This is a genomic window from Agromyces cavernae, assembly GCF_021044935.1.
In the GTDB taxonomy this organism is placed as follows: Bacteria; Actinomycetota; Actinomycetes; order Actinomycetales; family Microbacteriaceae; genus Agromyces; species Agromyces cavernae.
The window spans coordinates 22,744-47,117 of record NZ_JAJNMP010000001.1 but is presented as its reverse complement, the minus strand read 5'-3'; the positions used below and the strand labels follow the sequence as shown (position 1 = coordinate 47,117).

The 24,374-nt window shown below is 70.8% G+C and carries 24 protein-coding genes; 14 read left to right on the top strand and 10 right to left on the bottom strand.

The genetic code is table 11. The annotated features are described in order from the left end of the window. Nucleotides 1-32 precede the first annotated feature (32 nt). Entirely contained in the window at nt 33-2,108 is a 2,076-nt protein-coding gene (locus LQ757_RS00250) for a M13 family metallopeptidase (protein WP_231045212.1), read from the top strand. A gap of 219 nt (nt 2,109-2,327) precedes the next feature. Then, entirely contained in the window at nt 2,328-3,233 is a 906-nt protein-coding gene (locus LQ757_RS00245; RefSeq protein WP_231045211.1) for a serine hydrolase, read from the top strand. 8 nt (nt 3,234-3,241) lie between these two features. Here the strand turns inward: LQ757_RS00245 and LQ757_RS00240 are convergent, their stop codons facing one another. Next, on the bottom strand, nt 3,242-3,994 hold the full coding sequence (locus tag LQ757_RS00240; RefSeq protein ID WP_231045210.1) for an esterase/lipase family protein: 753 nt from the start codon (nt 3,992-3,994) through the stop codon (nt 3,242-3,244). A 117-nt stretch (nt 3,995-4,111) separates the two neighbouring features. Continuing rightward, a complete protein-coding gene (locus LQ757_RS00235) occupies nt 4,112-4,519 on the bottom strand; it encodes an NUDIX domain-containing protein (RefSeq protein WP_231045209.1) in 408 nt (135 codons plus the stop codon). A gap of 76 nt (nt 4,520-4,595) precedes the next feature. Between LQ757_RS00235 and LQ757_RS00230 the strand changes: the two genes are divergently transcribed. From LQ757_RS00230 to LQ757_RS00215, 4 genes are all read left to right on the top strand, one after another. Further along, the gene (locus LQ757_RS00230) at nt 4,596-5,942 is read left to right on the top strand and encodes an alpha-hydroxy-acid oxidizing protein (RefSeq protein ID WP_231045208.1); all 1,347 of its coding nucleotides are present in this window, start codon (nt 4,596-4,598) and stop codon (nt 5,940-5,942) included. A gap of 134 nt (nt 5,943-6,076) precedes the next feature. Further along, on the top strand, nt 6,077-6,757 hold the full coding sequence (locus LQ757_RS00225; RefSeq protein WP_231045207.1) for a hypothetical protein: 681 nt from the start codon (nt 6,077-6,079) through the stop codon (nt 6,755-6,757). 317 nt (nt 6,758-7,074) lie between these two features. Then, on the top strand, nt 7,075-8,460 hold the full coding sequence (locus tag LQ757_RS00220; protein WP_231045206.1) for a glycine--tRNA ligase: 1,386 nt from the start codon (nt 7,075-7,077) through the stop codon (nt 8,458-8,460). Between the two features lie 81 nt (nt 8,461-8,541). Continuing rightward, the gene (locus LQ757_RS00215; protein WP_231045205.1) at nt 8,542-9,189 is read left to right on the top strand and encodes a hypothetical protein; all 648 of its coding nucleotides are present in this window, start codon (nt 8,542-8,544) and stop codon (nt 9,187-9,189) included. Nucleotides 9,190-9,318: 129 nt separating this feature from the next. Here the strand turns inward: LQ757_RS00215 and LQ757_RS00210 are convergent, their stop codons facing one another. From LQ757_RS00210 to LQ757_RS00190, 5 genes are all read right to left on the bottom strand, one after another. Continuing rightward, nucleotides 9,319-10,821, bottom strand: coding sequence for a DUF222 domain-containing protein (locus LQ757_RS00210; RefSeq protein WP_231045204.1), 1,503 nt, complete (start codon nt 10,819-10,821; stop codon nt 9,319-9,321). A 246-nt stretch (nt 10,822-11,067) separates the two neighbouring features. Continuing rightward, the gene (locus LQ757_RS00205; protein WP_255681024.1) at nt 11,068-11,832 is read right to left on the bottom strand and encodes a substrate-binding domain-containing protein; all 765 of its coding nucleotides are present in this window, start codon (nt 11,830-11,832) and stop codon (nt 11,068-11,070) included. A 9-nt stretch (nt 11,833-11,841) separates the two neighbouring features. Next, nucleotides 11,842-12,537 (bottom strand): GNAT family N-acetyltransferase, encoded by a 696-nt coding sequence (locus LQ757_RS00200; protein ID WP_231045202.1) that lies wholly within the window; start codon nt 12,535-12,537, stop codon nt 11,842-11,844. Between the two features lie 82 nt (nt 12,538-12,619). After that, nucleotides 12,620-14,074, bottom strand: coding sequence for a glutamyl-tRNA reductase (locus LQ757_RS00195; protein WP_231045201.1), 1,455 nt, complete (start codon nt 14,072-14,074; stop codon nt 12,620-12,622). Between the two features lie 100 nt (nt 14,075-14,174). Then, entirely contained in the window at nt 14,175-14,897 is a 723-nt protein-coding gene (locus LQ757_RS00190; protein ID WP_231045200.1) for a hypothetical protein, read from the bottom strand. A gap of 258 nt (nt 14,898-15,155) precedes the next feature. On the opposite strand from LQ757_RS00190, the gene LQ757_RS00185 reads away from it, so the two are divergent. From LQ757_RS00185 to LQ757_RS00170, 4 genes are all read left to right on the top strand, one after another. After that, nucleotides 15,156-16,418 carry a uroporphyrinogen decarboxylase gene (locus LQ757_RS00185; protein ID WP_231045199.1) on the top strand — a complete coding sequence of 421 codons (1,263 nt, stop codon included), beginning with the start codon at nt 15,156-15,158 and terminating at the stop codon, nt 16,416-16,418. Continuing rightward, complete coding sequence (locus LQ757_RS00180) at nt 16,415-18,076, top strand: protoporphyrinogen/coproporphyrinogen oxidase (RefSeq protein WP_231045198.1); 1,662 nt, start codon at nt 16,415-16,417, stop codon at nt 18,074-18,076. The genes LQ757_RS00185 and LQ757_RS00180 overlap by 4 nt, the downstream gene beginning before the upstream one ends. Before the next feature lie 126 nt (nt 18,077-18,202). Then, nucleotides 18,203-19,042, top strand: a complete 840-nt coding sequence (locus LQ757_RS00175; protein ID WP_231045197.1) for a helix-turn-helix transcriptional regulator — start codon at nt 18,203-18,205, stop codon at nt 19,040-19,042. A gap of 125 nt (nt 19,043-19,167) precedes the next feature. After that, complete coding sequence (locus tag LQ757_RS00170; RefSeq protein WP_231045196.1) at nt 19,168-20,118, top strand: SDR family oxidoreductase; 951 nt, start codon at nt 19,168-19,170, stop codon at nt 20,116-20,118. On the opposite strand, the gene LQ757_RS00165 is transcribed toward LQ757_RS00170, so the two are convergent. Genes LQ757_RS00165 through LQ757_RS00155 form a run of 3 tightly spaced genes read right to left on the bottom strand, consistent with a single transcriptional unit; the run spans nt 20,093 to nt 22,250 of the window. After that, nucleotides 20,093-20,656 carry a dihydrofolate reductase family protein gene (locus LQ757_RS00165; protein ID WP_231045195.1) on the bottom strand — a complete coding sequence of 188 codons (564 nt, stop codon included), beginning with the start codon at nt 20,654-20,656 and terminating at the stop codon, nt 20,093-20,095. The two genes, LQ757_RS00170 and LQ757_RS00165, sit on opposite strands and share 26 nt — an antisense overlap. 2 nt (nt 20,657-20,658) lie before the next feature. Further along, nucleotides 20,659-21,474, bottom strand: a complete 816-nt coding sequence (locus LQ757_RS00160) for an alpha/beta fold hydrolase (RefSeq protein ID WP_231045194.1) — start codon at nt 21,472-21,474, stop codon at nt 20,659-20,661. A 53-nt stretch (nt 21,475-21,527) separates the two neighbouring features. Further along, nucleotides 21,528-22,250, bottom strand: a complete 723-nt coding sequence (locus LQ757_RS00155) for a helix-turn-helix domain-containing protein (RefSeq protein WP_231045193.1) — start codon at nt 22,248-22,250, stop codon at nt 21,528-21,530. Between the two features lie 216 nt (nt 22,251-22,466). On the opposite strand from LQ757_RS00155, the gene LQ757_RS00150 reads away from it, so the two are divergent. Genes LQ757_RS00150 through LQ757_RS00135 form a run of 4 tightly spaced genes read left to right on the top strand, consistent with a single transcriptional unit; the run spans nt 22,467 to nt 24,356 of the window. Continuing rightward, complete coding sequence (locus tag LQ757_RS00150) at nt 22,467-22,928, top strand: hypothetical protein (RefSeq protein ID WP_231045192.1); 462 nt, start codon at nt 22,467-22,469, stop codon at nt 22,926-22,928. 19 nt (nt 22,929-22,947) lie between these two features. Further along, complete coding sequence (locus LQ757_RS00145) at nt 22,948-23,355, top strand: phage holin family protein (protein ID WP_231045191.1); 408 nt, start codon at nt 22,948-22,950, stop codon at nt 23,353-23,355. Continuing rightward, nucleotides 23,339-23,653: a hypothetical protein gene (locus LQ757_RS00140; protein ID WP_231045190.1), complete on the top strand. Its 315-nt coding sequence runs from the start codon at nt 23,339-23,341 to the stop codon at nt 23,651-23,653. Before LQ757_RS00145 ends, LQ757_RS00140 begins: the two co-directional genes overlap by 17 nt. A 28-nt stretch (nt 23,654-23,681) precedes the next feature. Then, a complete protein-coding gene (locus LQ757_RS00135; protein WP_231045189.1) occupies nt 23,682-24,356 on the top strand; it encodes a GntR family transcriptional regulator in 675 nt (224 codons plus the stop codon). Nucleotides 24,357-24,374 lie beyond the last annotated feature (18 nt).

Below are 24,374 nucleotides of genomic sequence, written 5' to 3'. Positions count from 1 at the left end.
CACTCGCCGGGCCTCCCGCATAGGCTGGTCGAATGACCGACGTCGCACTGCCCTCCGGAATCCAGCACGACGAGCTCGACGAGACCGTGCGCCCACAGGACGACCTGTTCCGCCACGTCAACGGCCGGTGGATCGAACGCACCGAGATCCCCGCCGACAAGGCCAGGTACGGCTCGTTCCTCGTGCTGCACGAAGAGGCCGAGCAGGCCGTGCGCGAGATCATCGAAGAGGCGCAGCAGGCCGAGGCCGGCACCGAGGCCCGCAAGGTCGGCGACCTGTACGCGAGCTTCATGAACGAAGAGCACGTCGAGCTGCTGGGCGCGACCCCGATCGCCGCGCAGCTCGTCGACGTCGCACTCGTGAACTCCGTCGAGTCGCTGCTCGAGATCCTCGGTCGCCTCGAGCGTCAGGGTGTCACGGGCTTCGCCCAGCTCTTCGTGGACAACGACCCGGGCGACCCCGAGCGCTACCTCGTGTTCGTCGAGCAGGGCGGCATCGGCCTGCCCGACGAGAGCTACTTCCGCGAGGAGCGGTTCGCCGGCATCCGCACCGCGTACAACGCCCACCTCGAGCGCATGTTCGGGCTCGCCCAGCTCGACGACCCGGCCGACCGGGCCGTGCGCGTCTTCGACCTCGAGACCGCCATCGCCGAGGCCCACTGGGACAACGTGGCATCCCGCGACAGCGAGAAGACGTACAACCTCACCGGTTGGAGCGAGGTCCTCGCAGCGGCATCCGTCGACCTGAACCTCTGGCGCGACGCGATGGGCGTGCCCGGCGGCGCGTTCGACGAGGTCGTCGTGCGCCAGCCCTCCTTCGTCGCCGGCCTCGGCGCCCTCCTCACCGAAGACCGGCTTCCGGCGTGGAAGGACTGGCTCGCCTGGCAGGTGATCCGCTCGAGCGCCGCCTACCTCTCGAACGACTTCGTCGAGGCGAACTTCGACTTCTACGGCCGCACGCTCACGGGCACCCCGCAGATGCGCGAGCGCTGGAAGCGAGGCGTCTCGCTCGTCGAGGGCGCCATGGGCGAGGCGGTGGGCCGCATCTACGTCGAGCGGCACTTCCCGCCCGCGGCGAAGGAGGCGATGGACGAGCTGGTCGCCAACCTCGTCGAGGCGTACCGCCAGTCGATCACGGGGCTCGACTGGATGGGCGCGAAGACCCGCGAACGCGCGCTCGACAAGCTCGCGAAGTTCACGCCCAAGATCGGCTTCCCGGTGAAGTGGCGCGACTACTCCTCGCTGCAGGTCAGCGCCGACGACCTCGTCGGCAACGTGCGCGCGACGGCCGAGTACGAGTTCAACCGCGAGCTCGGCAAGATCGGCAAGCCGATCGACCGCGACGAGTGGTTCATGACGCCGCAGACCATCAACGCCTACTACAACCCGGGCTTCAACGAGATCGTGTTCCCGGCGGCCATCCTGCAGTACCCGTTCTTCACGCCCGAGCGTGACGCCGCGGCCAACTACGGCGCGATCGGCGCGGTCATCGGCCACGAGATCGGCCACGGCTTCGACGACCAGGGCTCGAAGTACGACGGCGACGGCCGCCTCACCGATTGGTGGACCGAAGACGACCGCGCGGCGTTCGAGGAGCGCACGAAGGCGCTCATTGCCCAGTACGACGCGCTGGTGCCCGAGCAGCTGGCCGACGGCGACGCCGATGCCGATACCGATAACGATGCCGACGCCGTTGCCGACGCCGCCTCGGTCGTCGAAGGCGAGCAAACCGAGTCGGATGACCCGTCCGCGACATCCGCTCATCGCGTGAACGGTGCCCTCACGATCGGCGAGAACATCGGCGACCTCGGCGGTCTCGCGATCGCCTGGAAGGCGTACGTGCTCTCGCTCGGCGGTTCGGTCGACGATGCCCCGGCCATCGATGGGCTCACGGCCGCGCAGCGCTTCTTCCTCTCGTGGGCGCAGGCCTGGCAGATGAAGGGTCGCGACGAGGAGGTCATCCGCCTGCTCGCGATCGACCCGCACTCGCCCAACGAGTTCCGCTGCAACCAGATCGTGCGCAACATCGACGAGTTCTACGCGGCGTTCGACGTGAACGATGGTGACGCGCTCTGGCTCGACCCCGCCGAGCGCGTCACCATCTGGTAGGGGTTCTCCCGCCGCGCCGGTCGTGCGCAAGCCGTGTCGCCGACGCGTCATACACTGGCTGGGGAGTGATTCCCGATCCCGCCCTCCAGACGGTTCCATGCGAGCAGCGACGATCCGGGAATCGACCGCAGCAAGAGTCCAGTCCATCCTTCTCGAGCGCGCCGCGGACCGCGGTGGGGGAGCGCCGAGCCCCCAGAGGAAGAGCGTGCAATCACCGTGGTGACGTCGTCGCAGGGTTCAGAGCGCCGCGCACGACACGCCAGCTTCCGCCACGGCCGTCACCGCACCGAAGAGGCGAACGAGGACTTCACGCGAGGGTTCAACGCCCTCGGTGAGCTCGCGCTCGCGGGTGTGCAGGTGTCGGCTCGCGCGACCGACCTCGCGACCGGCAAGGTGCTCTTCTCGGTCGACGACCACGTGGTCATGCCCACCGCGTCGATCGGCAAGGTGCTGCTGCTCGTCGAGGTCGCGTCGCGTCTCGTGCAGACGGGGGCCGAGGCGTTCACGGTGCTCGACCGCGACCCGCGCGACGCGGTCGGCGACTCGGGCATCTGGCAGCACCTGCAATCCCCGTCGCTGCCCATCGGCGATCTCGCCGCGCTCGTCGGCGCAACGAGCGACAACCTCGCCACGAATGTGCTCATCCGCTACATCGGCCTCGAATCCGTGCGCGCCCGCACCGAGGCGCTCGGGCTCACGCGCACGGCGCTGCTCGATCTCGTGCGCGACCACCGCGGCCCCGACGACGCCCCGCAGCTCTCGATCGGGTCGGCGAAGGAGCTCACGTGGCTCTTCGCGTCGCTCGCCCGCGGCGAGATCGTCTCGCCCGAGGTCTCGAAGCGCGTCGTCGGCTGGCTCTCGCTCAACGCCGACCTGTCGATGGTGGCCTCGGCGTTCGGACTCGATCCGCTCGCGCACCGTACGCCCGACCACAACGTGCTGCTCATGAACAAGACCGGCACCGACGCCGGCGTGCGCAGCGAGGTCGGCGTGCTGCGCGGGCCGCGGGCGAGTGTGTCGTACGCCGTGTCGATGTACTACGCCGACACGATGCTCTCGTCGCGGCTCGCGGTGCTCGACGGCATGCGCCAGGTCGGCAGCGACCTGCTCGAGTTCGTGCACTGACTCGCGGCTCACCCGACGTTTGTCGACACCGACAGCCGCTCGACTCCGTCGACCACGGCGTCGAGCGTCTCGGGGGCGGCGAGTATGCGGAAATGGCCTGCGACGGGCACCTGCACGTTCGTGGCGCCGTCGAGCGCGCTGCCCTCGGGTACGTGCGGATCGAACGTTCCGAACACCGACACGATGTGCGCGTTGACGGATGCCCCGTTCGCGAGTTCCACGATCGTCGGGCTTCCGGGGTCGAACTCTCGCAGCACGGGGTCGAGCACGAACCGTGCGAGACGCGAGCCGCCGAACGGCGTCGCAATGGCGACGACCCCGCGCAACCTCACCCGCTGGGCGGCCTCGGCGAGGAGCATCCGCTTGCCGACCAGCCCGCCCTTCGAGTGGGCGACGATGATCCAGCCGGCCGCCGGGACCTGTGCCCGTTCGAGCGCCCGCAGGGCACGCCGGGCGGTCTCGCCGATGTCGAGCAGGTTGGCGCCGAGGCCGTGCACCACGCGCACCCGATGCCCGCGCGCGGCCAGCGCGTCGCCGATCGGCCGCAGGAACGACCAGTGCTCGTACACGCCGGCGAGCAGCAGCAGCGTCGGGCGCTCCGGGTCGCCGCGGCTCCAGGCGGCAGGGGGCTTCGGCCGCACGATCCGGCCCAGCGTCGCGAGCTGCCGAACGGCCGCGTACACGTAGTCGAGCGTCCACCATCGCGCGACGTCGCGGCGGGACATCCGCTCGGCGCCGCCGCGATCGCGCTCGGTCGGCATCCTCGCAGTCTATGCACCGGATCGATGCTGGGGTGGGGCTTCCTTCGACTCGATCCGTCAGAAACGGCACCGACCTCGGCCCGTTGGTGCTCTGACGGATCGGATAGGGGGGTGCGATCAGTCGATGATTCCGGATGCCGCGAGCCGGGCCAGCACCTCGACGCCGGCGGGAGGGCACCTGCGCGCGTCGGCGGTCGTCACCCAGTGCAGCGCGTCGACCTCGGTCGAGGCGAACGGCGCGGCGTCGGTCTCGGCGCGGAACACGCGCATGCGCACGAGCCGGCCGTCGGGTTCCCCGTGCGCCTGCACGACCACCTCGAAGAGCTCGTCGAGCTCGGCGGGGTCGAGCACGAGCGCGACCTCTTCGAGCGCCTCGCGCGCGGCGGCCTCGGCGGCGGTCTCGCCCTGGTCGATCTTGCCGCCGGGCATGTAGTACACCTCGCGGTCACGTGCCGTGACCATGAGCACCCGGCGGTCGCGGACGAGCGCGATCGCGGCGACGAGCAGGTCGGGCATCTGGGACATCCGTTCCACCCTAGGCGGCGTCGCCGCTACGCTGGCTCGCACGTGCCGAGCACCACCCTTCGCGAAGGAGCGACCAATGGCCGATGACGACCGCGGATACGGGCGCGCCACGCAGTCCGAGGTGTATCGAGCGGGGCTCTCGGGCACTCGGCCCGCGGTACCGGTCGACGTCGATGCGCTCGAGCGCGCCGCGCGCAAGGCCGTGTCGGCCGAGGCGTTCGTCTACCTCGCGGGAGGCGCCGGCGCCGAGGCGACCATGGCGGCGAACCGTGCCGCGTTCGCGCGTCGGCAGATCTGGCCGCGGGTCCTGCGCGATGTCTCGTCGCGCGACCTGTCGATCGAACTGCTCGGGCGGCGCCGGGCAACGCCGTTCGTGCTCTCGCCGATCGGGGTCGCCGAGATGGCGCACGCCGACGCGGATGTCGCGGTCGGCCGGGCGGCGGCAGCCCTCGACGTGCCGTACGTGCTCTCGAACCAGGCGTCGCGCCCGATGGAGGAGGTCGCCGCGGCGATGGGCTCGCGCTCGCGGTGGTTCCAGCTGTACTGGAGCGCCTCCGACGACCTGAACGCGTCGTTCGTGCGTCGCGCAGAAGCGGTCGGCTGCGAGGCGATCGTGGTCACGCTCGACACGCACCTGCTCGGCTGGCGCACCCGCGACCTCGATGCCGCCTACCTTCCGTTCACGCGCGGGCAGGGCATCGCGCAGTACACGAGCGATCCGGTGTTCGCCGAGCTCGTGCGCGAGCGGGTGGCGCGCTCCGGCGCGGGCGGTGCCGCGGACGGCATCGGGGGCAGTGTTGGGGGCGGTTCATCGGCGTCCCGCCCGAAGGTCACCCCGACCCTGCTCGCCTCGGCGTTCGCGATCGCCCGCTCGGGTGCGCACACCCGCCTCGTCGACGGCGGCGTCCGTGAGGCGTTGCGTTCGCCGCTGCCCCGCGCGGCCGTCGAGACGTTCCTCGACGTGTTCAGCGACCCCTCGCTCACGTGGGACTCGCTCGCGAAGCTGCGCGAGTGGACGTCGCTTCCGGTGGTGTTGAAGGGCATCCTGCATCCGGATGACGCAGCGCGAGCCCTCGACCACGGTGTCGACGGCCTCGTGGTGTCGAACCACGGCGGTCGCCAGATCGACGGATCCGTCGCGACGCTAGACGCGCTGCCCGGCGTCGTCGAGCGGGTCGGCGGGCGTATTCCCGTGATCCTCGACAGCGGCGTGCGGGGCGGCGCCGACGCGTTCAAGGCGCTCGCTCTCGGTGCGACGGCCGTCGGCATCGGTCGCCCGTACGCCTACGGGCTCGCGGTCGCGGGCTCCGCCGGTGTGCGCGAGGTGGTTCGCAACCACATCGCCGAACTCGACCTCACGATGGGGCTCGCGGGGCACCGTTCGGTCGCCGAGATCGGGCCGGACTCGCTGCAGGCGGCCTGAGCCGGGACATCCGCTCGCCTCCGGGGTAAGGGCGGGGCGCACCCGTCATTCGTCGTCGTGCCGGTGCCGTAGAGTCATCGCACGCCCTCCGATGGGCGGCCCGAATCGAACCCCGAACGAAAGCCCGATCCTCCTTGACCACCCTGAACTTCCCCCGTCGTGCCGGTGTCGTCGCGGCATTCGCCGGCCTCGCCCTCGTCGCGTTCGCGGCGTCCCCTGCAGCTGCCGAAGAGGTCACCGTGCCCGCCGAGTCCGTTGTGACCGAAGAGGTGCCCGGGGGTACCGAAGCGACTCCTGCGCCGGTCGCACCGAGCATCCAGGTCGACAAGACGACCTTTCCCGAAGGCGACTGGCTCGGAGGCTTCACGGTCACGGGATCGGGCTTCGACCCGAGCGTGTCGACCGCATGGGTCGCAGTTCGTGCCGGTGAGGGCACGCTCGCGGGCACGCAGGCCGACGTCACCCCCGACGGCACGTTCAGTGTGCTGATCACGCCCGTCGACACGGTCGCTGCCGACAGCGAAGGGCGCCCGCGGTTCACCGTCTCCGCTTCGCAGACGCTCGGCGATGGATCGGTGCTCGTGTCGAACGAGGTCCTGCTGACCATCACCGCGCCGCCGGCGCCGACCACCCCGGGCACTCCCTCGCCTGCAGCGCCCACGGCTGCCCCGGCGGTCGACTCCGATGCGACGGCGGATGGTCCGCGCCTGGCCGCGACCGGTATCGACGGCGGCATCGGCATCGCCGCTCTCGCGCTGATCGTGCTCGGCGGTGCGGCGATCGCGTGGCGCGGCCGTGCATCGAGGACGCGCTGATCGGCTGACCGCGAAGGCGGGGGGCGGCGGTCGTGCCCGATGCACTCCGCCGATCTCCGCCGATCACCGCCGACTCGGCAGCGCCGGCGACCGGGGATCGGGATGCCGACCTCGGCCGAGTCGGCACCGATCGCGACCGGCCACCGGAACACCCACGCTCGCGACCGGGTACCGGAACACCCACGCTCGCGACCGGGTACCGGAACATCCACTATCGCGACCGGGTACCGGAACATCCGCTCTCGTGACCGCCCGTAGGATGGTGGAACCGTGTCGTTTCCGGGAATCCCCCGATCTCAAGGACCATTGGAGCCACCGTGGCCGCACCCACCCGTCTCGAATCCGTCATCGCCCTCGCCCAGCACCGGGGCTTCGTCTTCCAGGCGGGCGAGATCTACGGCGGATCCCGCTCAGCGTGGGACTACGGACCCCTCGGCGTCGAGCTCAAAGAGAACATCAAGCGGCAGTGGTGGCGGCACATGGTCACGAGCCGTGACGACGTCGTCGGACTCGACTCGAGCGTGATCCTGCCCAAGCAGGTGTGGGTGGCCTCGGGTCACGTCGGCGTCTTCACCGACCCGCTCGTCGAGTGCCTGCACTGCCACAAGCGCTTCCGCGAAGACCACCTGCTCGAGGCGTACGAAGACAAGAAGGGCCGCGCACCCGAGAACGGCATGGCCGACATCGCCTGCCCGAACTGCGGCACTCGCGGCCAGTGGACGCCGCCGCGCGACTTCAACATGATGCTCGAGACCTACCTCGGTCCGGTTCAGGATGCCTCGGGGCTGCACTATCTGCGTCCCGAGACGGCTCAGGGCATCTTCACGAACTTCGCGAACGTGCTGCAGGCTGCTCGCATGAAGCCGCCGTTCGGCATCGGCCAGATCGGCAAGTCGTTCCGCAACGAGATCACGCCGGGCAACTTCATCTTCCGTACACGCGAGTTCGAGCAGATGGAGCTCGAGTTCTTCGTCGAGCCCGGCTCCGACGACCAGTGGTTCGACTACTGGCTCGACAACCGGTGGAACTGGTACGTCGATCTCGGCATCGACCCCGAGAACCTGCGGCGCTTCGAGCACCCCGACGACAAGCTCTCGCATTACTCGAAGCGAACGGTCGACATCGAGTACCGTTTCGGATTCACCGGTGGCGAGTGGGGTGAGCTCGAGGGTGTGGCGAATCGCACCGACTTCGACCTCACCACCCACTCGGAGCACTCGGGCAAGGAGCTGTCGTACTTCGACCAGTCGAAGAACGAGCGGTGGATTCCCTACGTCATCGAGCCGGCGGCCGGTCTCACGCGCTCGCTCATGGCGTTCCTCGTCGACGCGTACGACGTCGAGGAGGTGCCGAACGCGAAGGGCGGCGTCGACACCCGCACGGTGCTGCGGCTCGACCCGCGACTCGCTCCGGTGAAGGCTGCGGTGCTGCCGTTGTCGCGCAACGAGCGTCTCTCGCCGCTCGCGCGTGAGGTCGCCGCGTCGCTGCGCAAGCACTGGAACGTCGACTTCGACGATGCGGGCGCCATCGGTCGCCGTTACCGGCGTCAGGACGAGATCGGCACGCCGTTCTGCATCACGGTCGACTTCGACTCGCTCGACGACAATGCCGTGACGGTGCGCGATCGCGACTCCATGGAGCAGCAGCGCGTACCGCTCGCGGAGCTCGAGGGGTACATGGCGGCGCGGCTCGTCGGCGCGTAGGCGCGCAACCCTCTCTGCGCTCACTGGCGCATCACACGTCTGCCGGACCCTCACGAGCGATCGAGAGCGTTCGATAGGGTCATGCTCGTGCAGGTGACTTGGAGCTCGAGTGGGTTCTTCGACGATGAGGATGCCGCGGCGACTGCCCGGCCCGAACCCGAGGAGTTCCGAGCGCCGGCGTGGATGCAGGCGCCTGACGACGAACTACCGGTGCGACTTCTGCTGGATAGGGTGATCGCCCGCAACGACGCCGCGGCTGTCGTGTTGCGCGAAGTGCGCGCGTTCAGCGTGGGCTTCGAAGTGCACCTCGACTGGGTGTTGCGTCGGCGGGGCGAGGACGCCTGGGAGTGGCGGCGACTCGCGGAGTCGGCGACGGCCGGCGGGTGGTCACGCGAACCCGAGGGCGGCGACTCGAGTCTGCGGTTCGGCCTGGGGTTGGCCGATGGAAGCAAGGTGCGCAAGGCCGAGTTCGGGTTCGCGATGCCGGGAGGCGGATCGCCCGAGCCGCCCACGGCAATGCCGCGACACGGTGGGAGTAGTGGTGGTGACCGGTCGGTGTCGGGCTCGACCGGACTGTGGGTGTGGTCGCCCGAGCCGTTGCGTGGCGAACTCCGGCTCGTTCTCGAGTGGACGCAGGTCGGCATCCCGATCTGTTCTGTCCCACTTGACGGAGACGCGATCGCCGGCGCCACCCTCGGCGTGCGCCCGCTGTGGGACGAGGCCGAGTAGCGAAGGCGCCTTGCCGCCGCCCATCCACTAGCCTCCAGCCTCGACAGCAGCCATGGCCCGCACGAGGCAGGTCTGTCGATGGCCCGGGTCGAGGGGTCCGTTCGCTGCGGAGGGCAGATTTCTAACTCTCTACCCCGCAGCGTGTTCGTGTTCTCGATTTTGCGCGGTCGCACCCGGTGGTGGAACGGCGGGCGGTGGGAGCGGTGCCGGGTCGATGGGGTTGATGATGTCGGCCGGGGTCTTCGGTCGCATCAGGCGGGGTGTCTGCTGTGAGTCGACGCCGGGTGGCGGGATGAGCCAGTAGGTCGCCCCTTCGCGGCGGATCTCCCAGCCTTCGTTGTGGTACCTGAGGTGGTCGCGTCGGCAGAGCAGGACGCCGTCGGCGATATCGGTGCGGCCGTCGTCGCGCAGCCAGTGGGAGATGTGGTGCGCTTCGCACCAGGACGGTGGACGGGTGCAGTCGGGATCCATGCAACCCCCGTCACGGATCGCGAGCACCGTCTTCTGTTTCGCAGTGAAGAGGCGTTCGTCGCGGCCCAGGTCGAGGGACGCCCCGTGCTTGTCGAACCGGACCGGGAGGTGGCCTTCGCAGAGGCCGGCGTGGATCGCGGCGACCGGGATGCGGTCGGGGTGGCCCTCGATCATGCCCGACCCGTGCCCGGTGGCGAGGGCGCGTTCGTTGACGACGATGCGCACCGACGGCTTCTGCACGTTGAGCAGCCGGCCCGGGTCGACACTCGCGCCGGCGTGCAGGAGCTGGGTCAGTCCGTCGGCGGCGTGGCGCTCGCGGATCGCACGGGCGTCGGCGAACGCTTGATCGCCGTGCACAGGGTCGCCGAACCCGCGACGCACCTTCGGCTCGATGAGCCGGGGGTGGGTGAGCTGGTCGAACACGGCCTTCACATACATGCCGGCTTCGGGTTCGAGTTCGAACTCGCCACGGACCATGCCGTCGGGCTTGACCCACACCCGCCAGAACTGCTGCTCATGCTGCGCGGCGGCACGCGCTTCGACTCCGGCGGCGTCGATGCGGTCACGGGCCTGCCGCGCGACCCGGCGGGCCGCATCGGCGTGCACATCGGCGCACAGCGGGATCAGGGCGTCGAGTTCAGCGCGAAGCCCGGCCTCGTCGGCGTCATCTCCGGGTTCGCCGAGCCCCGAGCGGATCGCGTCGGCGACCGCGACGGTGAGCTCGCCAGCGACCACGGCCGCGCTGAGCGGCGAGAACCACGGCGTGACCACCTCGGGCAGCACGGCCGCCATGTCGGGGTCAGCATGTCGCATGCGTTCGAACTCGGCCGCGGCCTCGACCTCGGCAACCATCTCGCCCACGATCACCAGCGCCGCGGCGTCTCGTTTGGACGCCCGGGTGATGGACTGCAGCATCGCCCCCGTCGAGGCGTGCCCGTCACGGCGGGCGAGGCCCTGCTGACCGAACCCGGCCCGCGACCGGCGCGACACCTCGGCCGCCGCGAGCGCCTGATGCCGCTCGACCTCGTGCCGCAACACCGAGATCGCCTCGAGCGCCGCCACCAACCCGGCATCATCGGCGGCATGGAAACTCGCCGGGGACAACCCGAGCGCCCGCAGCGCACCGGTGAAACCGGTGAAGTCGGGCAGCGTCTCAGGCATGACTCCATCCTCCCGGCACCCTCCGACACTCGAAGAGAGTTTCGAACAGGGTGTGGATAACCCTGTGGACAACGCACCTCGCCCAGCGAAATCACGCGTCGGCCGCCCTCTGTCCCGCTCGGCATGCCGCTCATGGGCACGATGCTGGAGGCGGTCCTCGAGGATGACGGCTGGCAGGACAACGAACACGACCGTCCTGCTCCGCGAAATGGATGTCCCGGGGCTGACCCCGCGCCCGTCGACCGGTCAGCCCGCGTACGGCGCCGTGCTCGAGCGGATCACGAGTTGCGCGGCGACCTCGGTCGAGGCCGGTGGGGCGCTGGGGTCGTCGATGCGGCGCAGCAGGTGCTCGACCGCGAGGGCGGCGATGTCGCCGAACGGCTGCGCGACCGTCGTGAGCGCGGGGCTGCAATAGGCGGAGAGTGGGATGTCGTCGACGCCGACCACAGAGAGGTCTTCGGGCACGCGCCGGCCGAGTTCGTGCAGGGCGCGGATCACGCCGAAGGCCATCTCGTCGCTCGCGACGAACACGGCCGACGCCTCGGGGATGCGCCCGAGCAGGAGCCCTGCCTGGTAGCCGGACTCGGGCGACCAGTCGCCGTGCAGCAGCGGCGGCACCTCGCGGCCCTCCGACTCGAGGGCGGCGCGCCAGCCGGCGGCTCGGCCGGTCGAGTCGAGCCATTCGTCGGGACCGGCGATGTGCCAGACGGTGGGGTGCTCGAGCTCCAGCAGGTGCTCGGTCGCGAGTCGGCCGACCTCGAACTGATCGATCGCGACGATCTCGCTCGACAGGGTGCGCGAGCCGTCGATCGTGACGGTCGGGATGCGCCGGGCGATCGCCTCGACGGCGTCGGTCCCGGTCGGCACGGGCACCACGAGCACGATGCCCTCGACCGACTGGTGGTCGAGGCGGGTCATCGCGGCCGCGATCGCGGCAGGGTCGAGCGAGCTCGCGGTCGAGATGTTCACGGCGTAGCCCGCGCGGCGCGCGGCGGACTGGGCGGCCCGCAGCCCGCAAAACTACGCCCGCGCCGCCGCCCACTCGCGGCGAAGGATCCCGTACACGGCGGTGTCCTGCCACTCACCGTCGTTGAACTCCTCTTCGAGAAGGGTCGCCTCGCGACGCATGCCCAGGCGTTCGCAGAGGGCCGCGGATGCCTCGTTGCGCGCGTCGAGGAACGCCTGGACCCGGTGCGGATTCAGCATCGAGAAGGCGAAGTCGACGAGGGCGCCGGCTGCCTCGCTCGCGTAGCCGCGCCGCTGGAAGTCGGGATGCACCACCCAGCCGACTTCGAGTTGCGCGTGCTGCGCGTTCGAGACGCGCACCATCACATCGCCGATGACCCGTCCCACGGACGTCCCGCGGGAACCTTCGTCACCGACCGACCGTTCACCGGGCCGCACCATCGCGAGCACGACGAAGTCCCCATCGGCCTCGAGCACGCGCCCGGCCGAGCGCTTCGCCGTGTGCGCGTATGCCTGCTCGCGGTCGCGCTCGGGCCATGGCAGATATCGGATGACGTCGGCCAACCGCTGGTACTCGAACACGTCGGCGGCGTCGGAAGCCTCGAGGGGTCGCAGAACGAGTCGCTCGGTGCGGAGCGGCTCATCGACGAGCACGGCCGCGTCGTAGGGGAAGCGGAGCGCCGGTGGCCCGTCGGCCACCGCGAGTGCGGTGCGTTCGGCGTCGGTCACGGCACTGGCGGAGTCATGCATATCGGGAAGCGTACTGCGACCCTACGACGACGAACCCCGAGTCGCGCCCGACGGCGTCGAACCCCGAACCGCGGAACGAAGCTCAGTGCCGCAGTTCGGCCGGATGCTCCGGCTCCGCGACATCCGTCGACCGCGCGCCATCCGCCGGCTCCGCGACATCCGTCGACCCGGGGACATCCGTCGACCCAGCGACATCCGTCGCCCCCGCGGCATCCGCCACTGGTTCGGCGACCACGCCGAAGACGGCAGCGACCCCGTCGATCCAGCCGCGCTGCTCGCCCGCCCGCGCGTGCTCGCGCGAACGCACCATGGGGGCGTGCAGCAGCACCCCGGCCATGTGGCGCAGGGCGGCCTCGGTGCGTCCGTCGTCGTCGCCGCGCGATCGAGCGCGTGCGATCTCGGCGTCGAGGATGTCGGTGACGTGCTGCCGCAGGGCGACGACGGTCGGGGTGACGTCGTCGGCGTCGCGGGCCTCGCGGAAGCTGCGCGCCGCCTGGCCGACGAGTTCGCGGGCGGCGTCGGTTGCGCCGAGCTCTTCGAGGGGGGCGTGGATGCGGATGGTCTCGAGGTCGAGCAGCTCCACGCCGGGCACCTCGACGACGTCGGGGGCGACGTTGCGCGGCATGCCGAGGTCGATCACGAGCTGCTGTGCGTCGGCGGCGGCCGACGGCGTCGGGCACCATGCCCGGAACGACGCCAGCACCGATCCGGTGCGCTCGGCATCGATGAGCATCGCGCGCCCGCCTTCGAGCAGCACGCGATCGACGACCTGGTGGTCGGCCGTGGTGCAGGTGACGATGACGTCGGCGGCAGCGGCCGCGAACGCGTAGTCGGCGTCGGAGACGGCTTCGATGCCATGGCTCGCCGCGAAGCCGGCGGCCCGCCCCGAGGGCGAGTACACGCGCACTTCGGTGACGCCGCGGTCGCGCAGCGCGGCGAGGGACGCGCCGGCGAAGTTGCCGGTGCCGACGAGCAGCACCCGGGCGGACGACCAGTCGTTCACCCGGCTCGACGCGAGGTCGAGCGCGAGGCGCACGAGCGAGCGTCCGGCGCTGCCGATGCCCGTCTCGTTCTTCACCTTGCGAGACGTCTGCGACGCACGCTGGAAGAGTCGCTCGAGGTCGGGTGTCGTGGTGCCCTCGGCGCGCGCCTGTTCGAGCGCGCGGCGCACCTGGCCGGCGATCTCGCCTTCGCCGACGACGACGGATTCGAGGCCGGATGCCACGGAGAAGAGGTGCCCTGCGACGGCGTTGCCGTGCACGAAGCCGAACGTGGCGCGCAGCTCGTCGGCCTCGAGGCCCGCGACGTCTCCGACCGCGCGGATCGCCTCGTGGACCGCGGCAACGGGCGACGCACCCTCGGGAGTGCTCAGGTCGAGATATGCCTCGAACCGGTTGCAGGTGGCGACGACGACCGCGCCCTGGAGCGTCTCGTGACGGTCGAGGATGCGGGGGGCGGCGAGTTCGGCGTGCGCCGAAAGACGCTCGAGTGTGTCGAACCCGGCGTTCTTGTGGCTCGCGGTGAGGCAGATGAGCACGCAGCGATTCTACCCGGGGTCAAAGGTGAGGAAACCCCGGGTCAGCACTGAGGCCCCGATCTGGGGGTTCCCGCGCCGGAATACCGCGCGCCGCGAGCCGTCACCGCACTGCCGCGTACGCCTGCCCGGTCCTGATGATCGGGATCGCTCCCGTGATCGGCGGCGGCTCGATACCCTCGGCCTTCAGGGCGTCGCGATGCATCGACTTCCAGCTGCGCACGACGGCGAAGAACGGGGCATCCGACAGCGCATAGGATCCGGCCCGCGACGCGCCGAGGATGATCGGCAACTCGACGCTCGTGCCGCCGCGCCGCACCCGCAGCACGAGCACCGACACGACCGCGCCGCCGACGATCATCGAGTCGGCCCGGATGTTGCGCACCTCGCGCCACGGGAAGTGCATCGCGCGCTGCGGGCGCCGCCCACCGTTCCAGAACGCGACGCCGAGTTCGTCGGCGACGATCGAGTAGCGCGCGGCGAGCTTGATCTCGTGCCGCTCGCTGACGCGCAGCTCGTTGAGGCGTGCGACGAGCATGCGGGTTCGGATGCCGCTGCTCACGTCTCCTCGAACGCTCGCCTCGAGGGCACGCCGGCGCGAGCGGGCACGTGCGGCATGGCCCATGCGCACGAGGGCCCACACCGCGCAGCCGAGCGCGACCGCGGCGATGACGCCGATCGCCGCGTCGGGACCGGGGTCGCCCGGCAGGAGCGCCATGAGCCGCTCGAGCCGGCCGCTCTCGAGGACGAGACCGGCGATGACGAGTGCAGCGAGCACGGCGACGAGCAGGATGAGCTTGACGCGGTGCGGCGTCGCCGCGTTCATCGGACGGCTCGCTCGGGGAGCGCGAGCAGGGGGACAAACGACGATGTTCGGTTCATGAGTTCTCCGTGGGGTGCGGAGGCGCGCCGAATCGGGAAGTTGCACAGCGCGTCGTCGTGCTCGGGGGCGCACGACGACTCCGACCCTAGCGCCGATCGCGTGTGGAATGTAAGTGCTCCGTACGAATGTCGTGAAACACGGTCGGCGCCTCCCGGCCGAACACCGGTACCGACGCGCCGTCGCCCAGCCCGATACGAGAGAATGTCATGCGTGATCCTCTCCCCGCAGCATCCGCTCTCCTCAGGCCTCACCTCCGACTCGCGACTCGTGCGCGCGTATCGCGGCGAGCGCTCCGACACGACACCGGTGTGGTTCATGCGACAGGCGGGCCGGTCGCTGCCCGAGTACCGCGACCTGCGGGTCGGCACGCGCATGCTCGACGCCTGCCTCGACCCGGCGATGGCGAGCGAGATCACGCTGCAGCCGGTGCGTCGCCACCGGGTCGACGCGGGCATCTTCTTCAGCGACATCGTGGTGCCGCTGAAGCTCGTCGGCGTCGACGTCGAGATCCAGCCTGGTCGCGGACCCGTCTTCTCGAAGGGCTATGCGGATGCCGCTGCCGTCGCCGAACTGACCGCGATCGACCCGGCGCACCTCGACGAGACATCCGGCCCGATCACCGAAGCCGTGCAGCGCACGATCGCCGAACTGAACACGACCGCGCCCGCCGGGTCTCGAGACGCGTCCGACTCCGTCGGGCGCTCCTCGACCAGCGACGGAAGCACGCCGCTCATCGGCTTCGCGGGCGCCCCGTTCACCCTCGCGGCGTACCTCACCGAGGGCGGCCCCTCGAAGGATCACCTCGCCGCCCGCACCCTCATGCACGCCGACCCCGGCGCGTGGCGTGCGCTCATGCAGTGGACGGCCGAGCTCACCGGGCGCTTCCTGCGCACCCAGGTGCTGGCCGGGGCATCCGCCGCGCAGCTGTTCGACTCGTGGGCCGGCGCGCTCTCGCTCGCCGACTACGAGGCGCACGTCGCACCCGCGTCGGCACGCGCGCTGAGCTTCGTGCACGACCTCGAATACGAGACTGCCGGCGGTCGAGTAGGCGCGCAAGCGCCGTATCGAGACCCGGCGAGTGGTCTCGATACGCTCGCTGCGCTCGCTACTCGACCGACGGCCGAGACGCGAGCCGTGCCGGTCGTGCACTTCGGCGTGGGCACGGGAGAGCTGCTCGCCGCCATGGGCGGCATCGGCGTCGACACCGTCGGCGTCGACTACCGGGTGCCGCTCGATGTCGCGTCGGCGCGCGTCGGCGCGGGCGTTCCGCTGCAGGGCAACCTCGACCCGGCGCTGCTGGCAGCCCCGTGGCCCGTGCTCGAGGCGGCGGTGCGCGAGGTGCTGCGTCGTGGCGCCGTCGCGCCCGCGCACGTGTTCAACCTCGGGCACGGCGTGCCGCCCGAGACCGACCCGACTGTGCTCACCCGCGTGGTCGAACTCGTGCACGAAGCGGGCGCCGCGTGAGCGATTCATCCGCTGGTCGAGGAGCGCCCGACGGAGTCGGACGCGTCTCGAGACCCGACGTCGTGGTGGTGGGCGGCGGCGTCGCCGGCCTCGTCGCCGCGCTCGAGTGCGCGAGGGTCGGCCTGCGCGTCACCGTGCTCGAACGACGCGACGAACTCGGCGGGTGCGTCGGCCGCATCGAGCTCGACGGCCTCACCCTCGACAGCGGCGCGGAGTCGTTCGCGATGCGCGGCGGCTCGGTCGCCGAACTGCTCGAGCGGCTCGGGCTCGCCGACGACATCGTCGATCCGAACCCGGCGGGCGCGTGGCTGGTGTGGGGGCGTGAGCGCGGTCTCGAGACGCGTCCGACTCCGTCGGGCGCTCCTCGAGCAACACAGGTGAATGCCGCGCCGCTGCCGAAGACCGGCATGCTCGGCATCCCCGCGAACCCGCTCGGCGACGACGTGCGCCGCATCATCGGGTGGGGCGGCGCGTGGCGCGCCTACCTCGACCGCATCATGCCCATCCTGACGATCGGCCGCTCGCACAGCCTCGGCAAGCTCGTCCGCTCGCGCATGGGCACCGCCGTGCTCGACAAGCTGGTCACCCCGATCTCGGCGGGCGTGTACTCGACCGACCCCGACGACCTCGACCTCGACGTCGTGGCGCCCGGCCTCAACCAGGCGATGACGCGCATGGGCTCGCTCTCGGGCGGCGTCGCCGACCTCGTCGAGGGACGCAGGGCCGGTGCAGCGGTCCGCGGCATCCGCGGCGGCATGCACCGCCTGGTCGACACGCTCGTCGCCGAACTCGCGCGTTTCGACGTCACGGTGATGACGGGTGCCGAGGTCACCGGGCTGACCCGCGTGCAGGTCGAGGCTCCCGTCGGCGAAGCGAACGGCGGCGAGGTCGAGGCCTGGCGGGTGACCGCTGTCCGCCGTGGTGCCGAGGCAGACGCCGGCGAAACTGCCGAGGGCGACGTCGGTGCCGTGCCAGGTGCGGCACTCGGCGCAGACGACGTCGTGGGCGGCGCCGACGCGGCCACCATCGAGTTCACCGCACTCGACGTCGTGCTCGCCGCGCCGGCCCACACCTCGCTCGGCCTGGTCGGCGAGGCCGTCGAAGGCTGGCGATCGGCCGACGAATGGCCGGCAGCGGCATCCGTCGAACTCGTGACCCTCGTGCTCGACGCGCCCGCGCTCGCCGCCGCGCCGCGCGGAACCGGCGTGCTCGTCGCCGCCGGCACGCCCGGCGTCACCGCGAAGGCGCTCACCCACTCGAGTGCGAAATGGGCGTGGCTCGGGGAGGCCGCCGAGGGCCGCCAGGTCATCCGCCTCTCGTATGGTCGTCTGGGAACGTCGAACCCGCTCGACGGCCGCCCCGACGACGACGTCGCGGCGCTCGCGCTCGCCGACGCGAGTACGATCCTCGGCGTCGACCTCGATGCACGGATGCTCCGTGCCGCAGGCCGCAGCGCGTGGCGCGACGCCCTCTCGCACGCCGCGCTCGGGCAGCGCGACCGCGTGCGCGCCCTCGAAGACGTCGTCGCCGCACAACCCGGCCTCGAGGTCACCGGGTCGTGGGTCGCGGGCACCGGGCTCGCGTCGGTGGTGCCGCACGCGCTCGAGGTCGCGCACCGCATCAGGCATCGACGGGTGTCCGTCGCCGGCGACGCGTAGTCACGGCGGTCCCCGACGCCCGAACTCCCCGGGGCGGACCCACGGGCCGTGGCAGGCATCCGCCTGCGGTGGTAGGAACGATGAGGCGATGGCGACCGGCGGTGAGACGGAATGGGCGGGGAACCGATGATCGATCGGGAAGGGCTGGCTGCGTTCCTGCGCCACCGGCGGGAGTCGTTGCAGCCGGAAGATGTCGGGCTGGCGCGCGGGCTGCGTCGGCGCACCGCCGGTCTTCGCCGTGAAGAAGTGGCCGCGTTGTGTCACATGTCGACCGACTACTACGCCCGTCTCGAACGTGCGACCGGCCCCCACCCGTCGGAACAGATGATCGCTGCGATCGCACAGGGGCTTCATCTGTCGCTCGGCGAGCGAGATCATGTCTTCCGTCTGGCCGGCCACAATCCGCCCGCCCGCGGGCCATCCAGCGAGCACATCAGCCCGGGGATGCTACGGATCTTCGACCGACTGCAGGACACCCCCGCCGAGATCGTCACCGAACTCGGTGAGACGCTGCGACAGACCCCGATGGGGGTCGCGCTCACGGGTGACGCATCCAAACGTCAGGGGCCCGACCGGAGCGTCGGGTATCGATGGTTCACCGACCCGGCCGCACGCGAACCGTATCCGCCGGAGGAGCAGACGGTGCTCTCACGCGTCTACGGCTCAGGGCTGCGTGAACTCGTCGCGCTCCGCGGACCCGAGTCGTGGGCCGCGCACCTCGCAGACCTCCTGCTCGCTGGGAGCGCCGAGTTCCGTGAGATCTGGGCCGCTCACGAGGTCGGGGTACGACCCCCCGATCTCAAGCGCTTCCTCCATCCGGAAGTCGGGCCACTGGAACTGAGCTGTCAGACGCTCCTCGACCCCGAGCAGTCGCATCACCTCCTCGTCTACACGGCGGAGCCCGGGAGCGAGAGCTACGAGAAGCTGCGACTGCTCGCGGTGATCGGCGCGCAGCGACTCGCGTAGAGCGCTTCACCGGAGGGGTGGATCCGCAGTCAGTGGATCGACGGGCACTGAATGACTCCGCGAACGGGAGCGAGCATGGTCACGTACGAACCAGACCACTCGTCCCAGCCTGGAGGACTCGTCTCATGCCTCGCACCCCTGCATTCCAGATTCCCGACCTCACCGGCAAGCTCGCCGTCGTCACCGGTGCGAGTGACGGTATCGGTCGCGTGATCGCGACTCGCCTCGCGCAGGCCGGAGCCGACGTGGTGATGCCCGTGCGGACGCCCCCCAAGGGCGAGAAGGTCGCCGAGCAGATCCGCGACGAGGCGCGGGGCGCCGCCGTGTCGACCCGTCTCGTCGACCTGTCCTCGCTGGCCTCGGTGTCGGCGCTGGTCGAAACGCTCGTCACCGAGGGGCGCCCCATCGACATCCTCGTCAACAACGCCGGCGTCATGACGCCACCCGACCGGCAGACCACGAACGACGGGTTCGAACTGCAGTTCGGTACCAATCACCTCGGGCATTTCGCCCTGACGCTCGGGCTGCTCCCCCTGCTGCGCGAGGGCGGGGCCCGGGTTACGCACCAGACGAGCGTCGCCGCGCGCCGCGGCGGCATCAACTGGGCCGACCTGAACTGGGAGGAGGACTACGTGGGCATGAAGGCGTATGCCCAGTCGAAGATCGCCGTCGGGCTGTTCGCGCGCGGGCTCGACGCCCGCAGCCGGCGCGAGGGCTGGGGTGTGAGCAGCAACATGTCGCACCCCGGCGTGTCGCCGACCAGCCTGCTCGCCGCCCGACCCGAGATGGGGCGCACGAAGGACCGCGGCGGTCGCCGCATCATCCGCCTCCTGTCCCGTCTGGGCATCACCGGGACCGTCGACAGCGCGGCACTGCCCGCGTTGATGGCGGCGACCGACCCGCGGGCGCGAGGAGACCGGTTCTACGGGCCGAGGCACGTCGTCGGCGGCGCGCCCGTACTGCAGGAGCCGTGGGCGCCGCTGACCGACGTGGACGATGCACACCGGCTGTGGCTCGAGTCGGAGCGCCTCGTCGGTGTGCGCCCCGCCGTCAGCCGGCCCGCCGGTACGCCGTGACCAGCACGCCGTCTCCATAGGTCGTCGCGTCGACGAGCTCCCACGCGCTCTTGTCGGGCGTGTCGCTCCACAGCCGTCGCCCGTGGCCGAGGATCACCGGGAACGACATGAGGCGGATCTCGTCGACGAGGTCGTGCGCGATGAGCGACTGCGCGAGGCGGATGCTGCCGGGCACCGAGATCTCGCCGTCGATGTCCCGCTTGAGGCGGGTGACCTCGTCGACGAGGTCGCCCGAGAGCACCGTCGTGTTGTTCCAGGTGGGCGTGGTGAGGGTGCTCGAGACCACGTACTTCGGCATCCCGTTGTACTTGTCGGCGAGTTCGCCCTCGTACTGCGGCCACGCCTCGGCGAACCCTTCGTACGTCGCCCGGCCCAGCAGCAGGGCGGCGGCCCCGAGCGCCTCCTCCTCCTTGAAGCGTTCTCCGTCGGGTCCGCGATCGAACGCGAAGCTCCAGTTCGGGTACTTGAAGTCCTCGCCGCCGGGAGCCTCGACGACTCCGTCGAGCGAGATGAACTCGGTGACCACGAGGCGCCCCATGGTCAGGCCGCCTCGATGAACGCGCTGAGCTCGGGAGCGAGCACGTCGGCCGTGGTGCCGTGGTTCTCGCCCGGCACCGCGCGCAGGGTGGCGGTCGGCAGCGCCTCGGCGACCGCCTGGGCGCCCGTCGCGAGGAACGGCCAGGTTCCGGTGCCGTGCATGACCAGTACGGGCACGTCGACCCGGTCCCAGCGGTCGGTGTCCAGCGGCTCGCCCGACATGGCGTCGCCGATGTTCCGCCCGTCGTAGGCGATCGTGTGCGCGACCGCCTCGAGTCCCGGCCACATCTCGCTCGAGCGCATGCCGGCGACGAACTCGTCGGGCATCAACACCGCGGCGGTGAGGAACAGTTCCGCGGCGTCCCCGGGGCGTCCGGCGGCGATCGCCGCGTCGAGCAGTTCGACGTAGTCGTCGGGCAGCGGCGGACGCGAGTCGTCGACGACGGCGGGCGGCTCGAACAGGGCGAGGCGCGCGATCGGCACGCCGGCCTGCGCCGCGTTCAGCGCGAGGAACCCGCCCGACGACCAGGCGAACACCGTCGCCGGGCGTCCGCCGGCCGGGCCGGCGATGATCGCCGCGAGGTCTTCGAGCTCGCGTTCCACCGCGTAGGGCGCGGTGTCGCCGCTCTCGCCCCGGCCCCGCCGGTCGTAATTGATCACCCGGAATCGCTCGGCGAGGAGTTCCGCGGTCGCCGCGTTCTCGGGGGTGGTGGCGCGGTATGCGGTCGCGCCGTCGATGATGACGATCGGTTCGCCGTCGCCCCACGCCGTGTAGGCGATGGTGGTGCCGTCGGCCGACGTGACAGTGCCGTGTTCCATGTGAGTGTTCCGTTCGTCTCAGGTGCGGTGGCCATCACCGCGACGGCTTCAGGTTATGAAGCCGCGGGGTCCTCGGGCTTGTACAGAAGCGACAGGGGATCGGACGACGGCTGCGGTCGCTGCAGTTGGGTCGCCGTACGACCGATGAACCGTTGCAGGGCCCTCGCCAGATGGGGTTGGTCGTAGAAGCCGAGCCGATGCACGACGTCGAGCGGGGCGAGTCCCTCGGCGAGCAGCAGGGCGGCCTGACGGGCGCGGTCGATCTGCCGGATCGCCCCCTGCGTCAGGCCGGTCGCGGTCGCCACGCGCCGTTGCACCGAACGGGAGCCGACTCGAGCGGCACCGCCCCAGACGACATCGTCGACCAGGGGGTCGCGCGTGAGCACGCCCGCTCGAACGAGCTTCTGCACGAACTGCTCGGCGTTGTCGAAGTCGGGGATCTCCCAGTCCTCGCCGCGCAGCATGAAGGTGCGGCCTGACACGTGCGCACTCTCGACCCCGCCGTCGACGATCCCCGCGATCGGCAGGTGCGGCATCGAAGCACCGTGGGCGAACGTGATTCCGAATGAGGCGGACTCGCCGTCGACCTCGGCGCGAGAGGCGGCCGTCTCGGGCCCGCGGGCCCCGGCGTGCACGACGCCGTCCTCCTCCCAGAACACCAGTTCCCAGTTCGAGGTTGCGACTGACGTCATCGTCTCGGCGCCCGAGGCGCGACCTCGCCAGATGCGAGTCACGTAGGGCGAGTCCGAGCCGCGATGCTCACTCTCGATCGTCATGTCGCGCTTCATCCTCGGTCGGCGGGTTGCCCACGGCCACATCCTGTCACGACTGGTCGGAATCCACGTCGGAAGCAGGCCGGATGATCCGTGCCACCCGGCCGTACCCGTCGCATGGCCGAAACGGAATATTTCGCCGCAACCCCCTTGCGCCCCTTCGCCCGGGGTCTACGCTGGAACAGTCGTTGTGATGAGCACAGGGGAGATGGGGTGCACATGAAGGGCAAGATCCTCTTCGTCGTCGGACTCGGCGTCGGGTACGTGCTCGGCACTCGTGCCGGTCGCGAGCGCTACGAGCAGATCAAGCGGGCGGCCGAGGGCGTGTGGAACACGCCGACCGTTCAGCAGGGCGTGGGCACGGTGAAGGAGTTCGCCGCGAGCAAGGTCGGCGATCTCTCCGACACCGTGCTCGACGGTGTCAAGACGCTCATCGGCAACACCGTTCGCGGCAGCGGCGCCACGAAGACCGACGTGAGCAGCGCCGCGAAGTCGGCGAAGCAGGGAGTTGCCAAGAGTGCTCGCGCCGCGAAGTCCGCAGTCGACACCGCCGCCGACGCGCTCGACGACGTGATCGACCAGACCGCCGAGACCGCGGCGAACGCGGCGAGACCCGCGGCGAAGCCGGCCGCGAAGCCGGCCGCGAAGCGCGGCTCGAAGCCCGCGGCATCCGACTCCTGAGAACCGAGGTGATCACGCGATGGCCGCACCGACGAACGACGAGCGTTCGCTCTTCACGCTGATCGGCGAATTGCCCGACACCGTCTCGAACCTCGTTCGCGCAGAGATCGACCAGATCAAGGCCGAGCTCAGCTACAAGGTCAAGCACTTCGGCATCGGCGCCGGCCTCGCCGCCGGCGCCGCGGTCGTGGGCGTGTTCCTGCTCTTCACCCTCATCGTCGCGGCGATCTTCGCGCTCGCACTCGTGATGCCGGGCTGGGCGGCCGCGCTCACCGTGTCGGGCGTCCTGCTGCTCATCATCGTCGTGCTGCTGTGGATCGCCTTCGTCAACTTCAAGCACGGCGCCGAGCCGCTCGAATCGATCGACAGCATCAAGGCCGACCTCGACGCCCTGAAGGGAACGGGTGACTATGACCGCCGCTACTGACGCCACCGCCCCCCGACCCACGGGGCGGAACGCCAAGGCGCGCGAGCGCAACCTCACCCGGGTGCAGGCTCGGGTCGCGTCCCAGCAGGCGCGCGCCGAGTTCGCCGGCACCCTGAACGCCCTCGAAGACAAGCTCAACGTGCCCAAGCAGGTCGGCATCCGCGTCGACAGGGCGAAGACGTCGCTGCGCGCGTTCTACGACGAGCGGCCGGGCGCCGCGATCGCCGCCGCGGTCGGCGTCGTCGCCGCCGTCGGCGTGGGCGTGTGGCTCATCGTGCGGGCGACCGTCAAGGATTGATCCCGGTTCCACCAGAGCGGATGTCCCGATGCCCACGTCTCGCACCGCCGAGGCCGCCGCGACCGCGGTCGACCGGGTCGCGGCGGCGGTGCGCGCCGACATCCTGAGCGGGGTGCTCGCCCCCGGCGAGCCCTTGCGCGAGGAGGCCGCCGCCATTCGGTACGACGTGTCGCGCCACACCGTGCGCGCGGCGTTCCAGCGGCTCGTCGGCGAACGTCTCGCGGTCGCCGAGACGTTCCGGGGCGTGCGCGTCGCGAGCTTCGGGCGCGACGAGGTGATCGCGCTGCAGCAACTGCGCGCGGCGCTCGAGGTCGAGGCCGTGCGCATCGCGGGCGAGCGCTTCGGCCACGACTGGCCCGACGCCGCCCTCGCGCCCGCCCGCGCCGCGATCGATCGGCTCGATGCGCTCGCCGTCGACAGCGCAGCGACCCGCGCCGACGACGTCGACTGGCTCGAGGTCGAGCGCGTGCACGCCGACTTCCACCGGGCGCTGGTCGCGACATCCGACAGTCCTCGCATCATCGAGGCGCATGCCGCGCTGGGCAGTGAACTGCTGCTGTTCCTGCTGCACGTGCGCCCGCACTACACGCTCGACACCCTCATCGAGGAGCACCGCGCCCTGCTCGACGCGTTGCCCACGCGCGGCGGCGACGCCGTGCGCGAGCACCTCGAGCACTCCACGAGACTCCTCATCGACGCCTGACGCGCGAGCGCCGGGCCG

Bases quoted from the DNA above. Each gene is read 5' to 3' on its own strand.
- LQ757_RS00250 (WP_231045212.1), top strand. From the start codon at position 33: ATGACCGACGTCGCACTGCCCTCCGGAATCCAGCACGACGAGCTCGAC.
- LQ757_RS00240 (WP_231045210.1), bottom strand. From the start codon at position 3,994: ATGCCGACCGAGCGCGATCGCGGCGGCGCCGAGCGGATGTCCCGCCGC.
- LQ757_RS00235 (WP_231045209.1), bottom strand. From the start codon at position 4,519: ATGTCCCAGATGCCCGACCTGCTCGTCGCCGCGATCGCGCTCGTCCGC.
- LQ757_RS00230 (WP_231045208.1), top strand. From the start codon at position 4,596: ATGGCCGATGACGACCGCGGATACGGGCGCGCCACGCAGTCCGAGGTG.
- LQ757_RS00215 (WP_231045205.1), top strand. From the start codon at position 8,542: ATGCTCGTGCAGGTGACTTGGAGCTCGAGTGGGTTCTTCGACGATGAG.
- LQ757_RS00210 (WP_231045204.1), bottom strand. From the start codon at position 10,821: ATGCCTGAGACGCTGCCCGACTTCACCGGTTTCACCGGTGCGCTGCGG.
- LQ757_RS00200 (WP_231045202.1), bottom strand. From the start codon at position 12,537: ATGCATGACTCCGCCAGTGCCGTGACCGACGCCGAACGCACCGCACTC.
- LQ757_RS00190 (WP_231045200.1), bottom strand. From the start codon at position 14,897: ATGAACGCGGCGACGCCGCACCGCGTCAAGCTCATCCTGCTCGTCGCC.
- LQ757_RS00185 (WP_231045199.1), top strand. From the start codon at position 15,156: ATGTCATGCGTGATCCTCTCCCCGCAGCATCCGCTCTCCTCAGGCCTC.
- LQ757_RS00175 (WP_231045197.1), top strand. From the start codon at position 18,203: ATGATCGATCGGGAAGGGCTGGCTGCGTTCCTGCGCCACCGGCGGGAG.
- LQ757_RS00170 (WP_231045196.1), top strand. From the start codon at position 19,168: ATGCCTCGCACCCCTGCATTCCAGATTCCCGACCTCACCGGCAAGCTC.
- LQ757_RS00165 (WP_231045195.1), bottom strand. From the start codon at position 20,656: ATGGGGCGCCTCGTGGTCACCGAGTTCATCTCGCTCGACGGAGTCGTC.
- LQ757_RS00160 (WP_231045194.1), bottom strand. From the start codon at position 21,474: ATGGAACACGGCACTGTCACGTCGGCCGACGGCACCACCATCGCCTAC.
- LQ757_RS00155 (WP_231045193.1), bottom strand. From the start codon at position 22,250: ATGACGATCGAGAGTGAGCATCGCGGCTCGGACTCGCCCTACGTGACT.
- LQ757_RS00150 (WP_231045192.1), top strand. From the start codon at position 22,467: ATGAAGGGCAAGATCCTCTTCGTCGTCGGACTCGGCGTCGGGTACGTG.
- LQ757_RS00145 (WP_231045191.1), top strand. From the start codon at position 22,948: ATGGCCGCACCGACGAACGACGAGCGTTCGCTCTTCACGCTGATCGGC.
- LQ757_RS00140 (WP_231045190.1), top strand. From the start codon at position 23,339: ATGACCGCCGCTACTGACGCCACCGCCCCCCGACCCACGGGGCGGAAC.
- LQ757_RS00135 (WP_231045189.1), top strand. From the start codon at position 23,682: ATGCCCACGTCTCGCACCGCCGAGGCCGCCGCGACCGCGGTCGACCGG.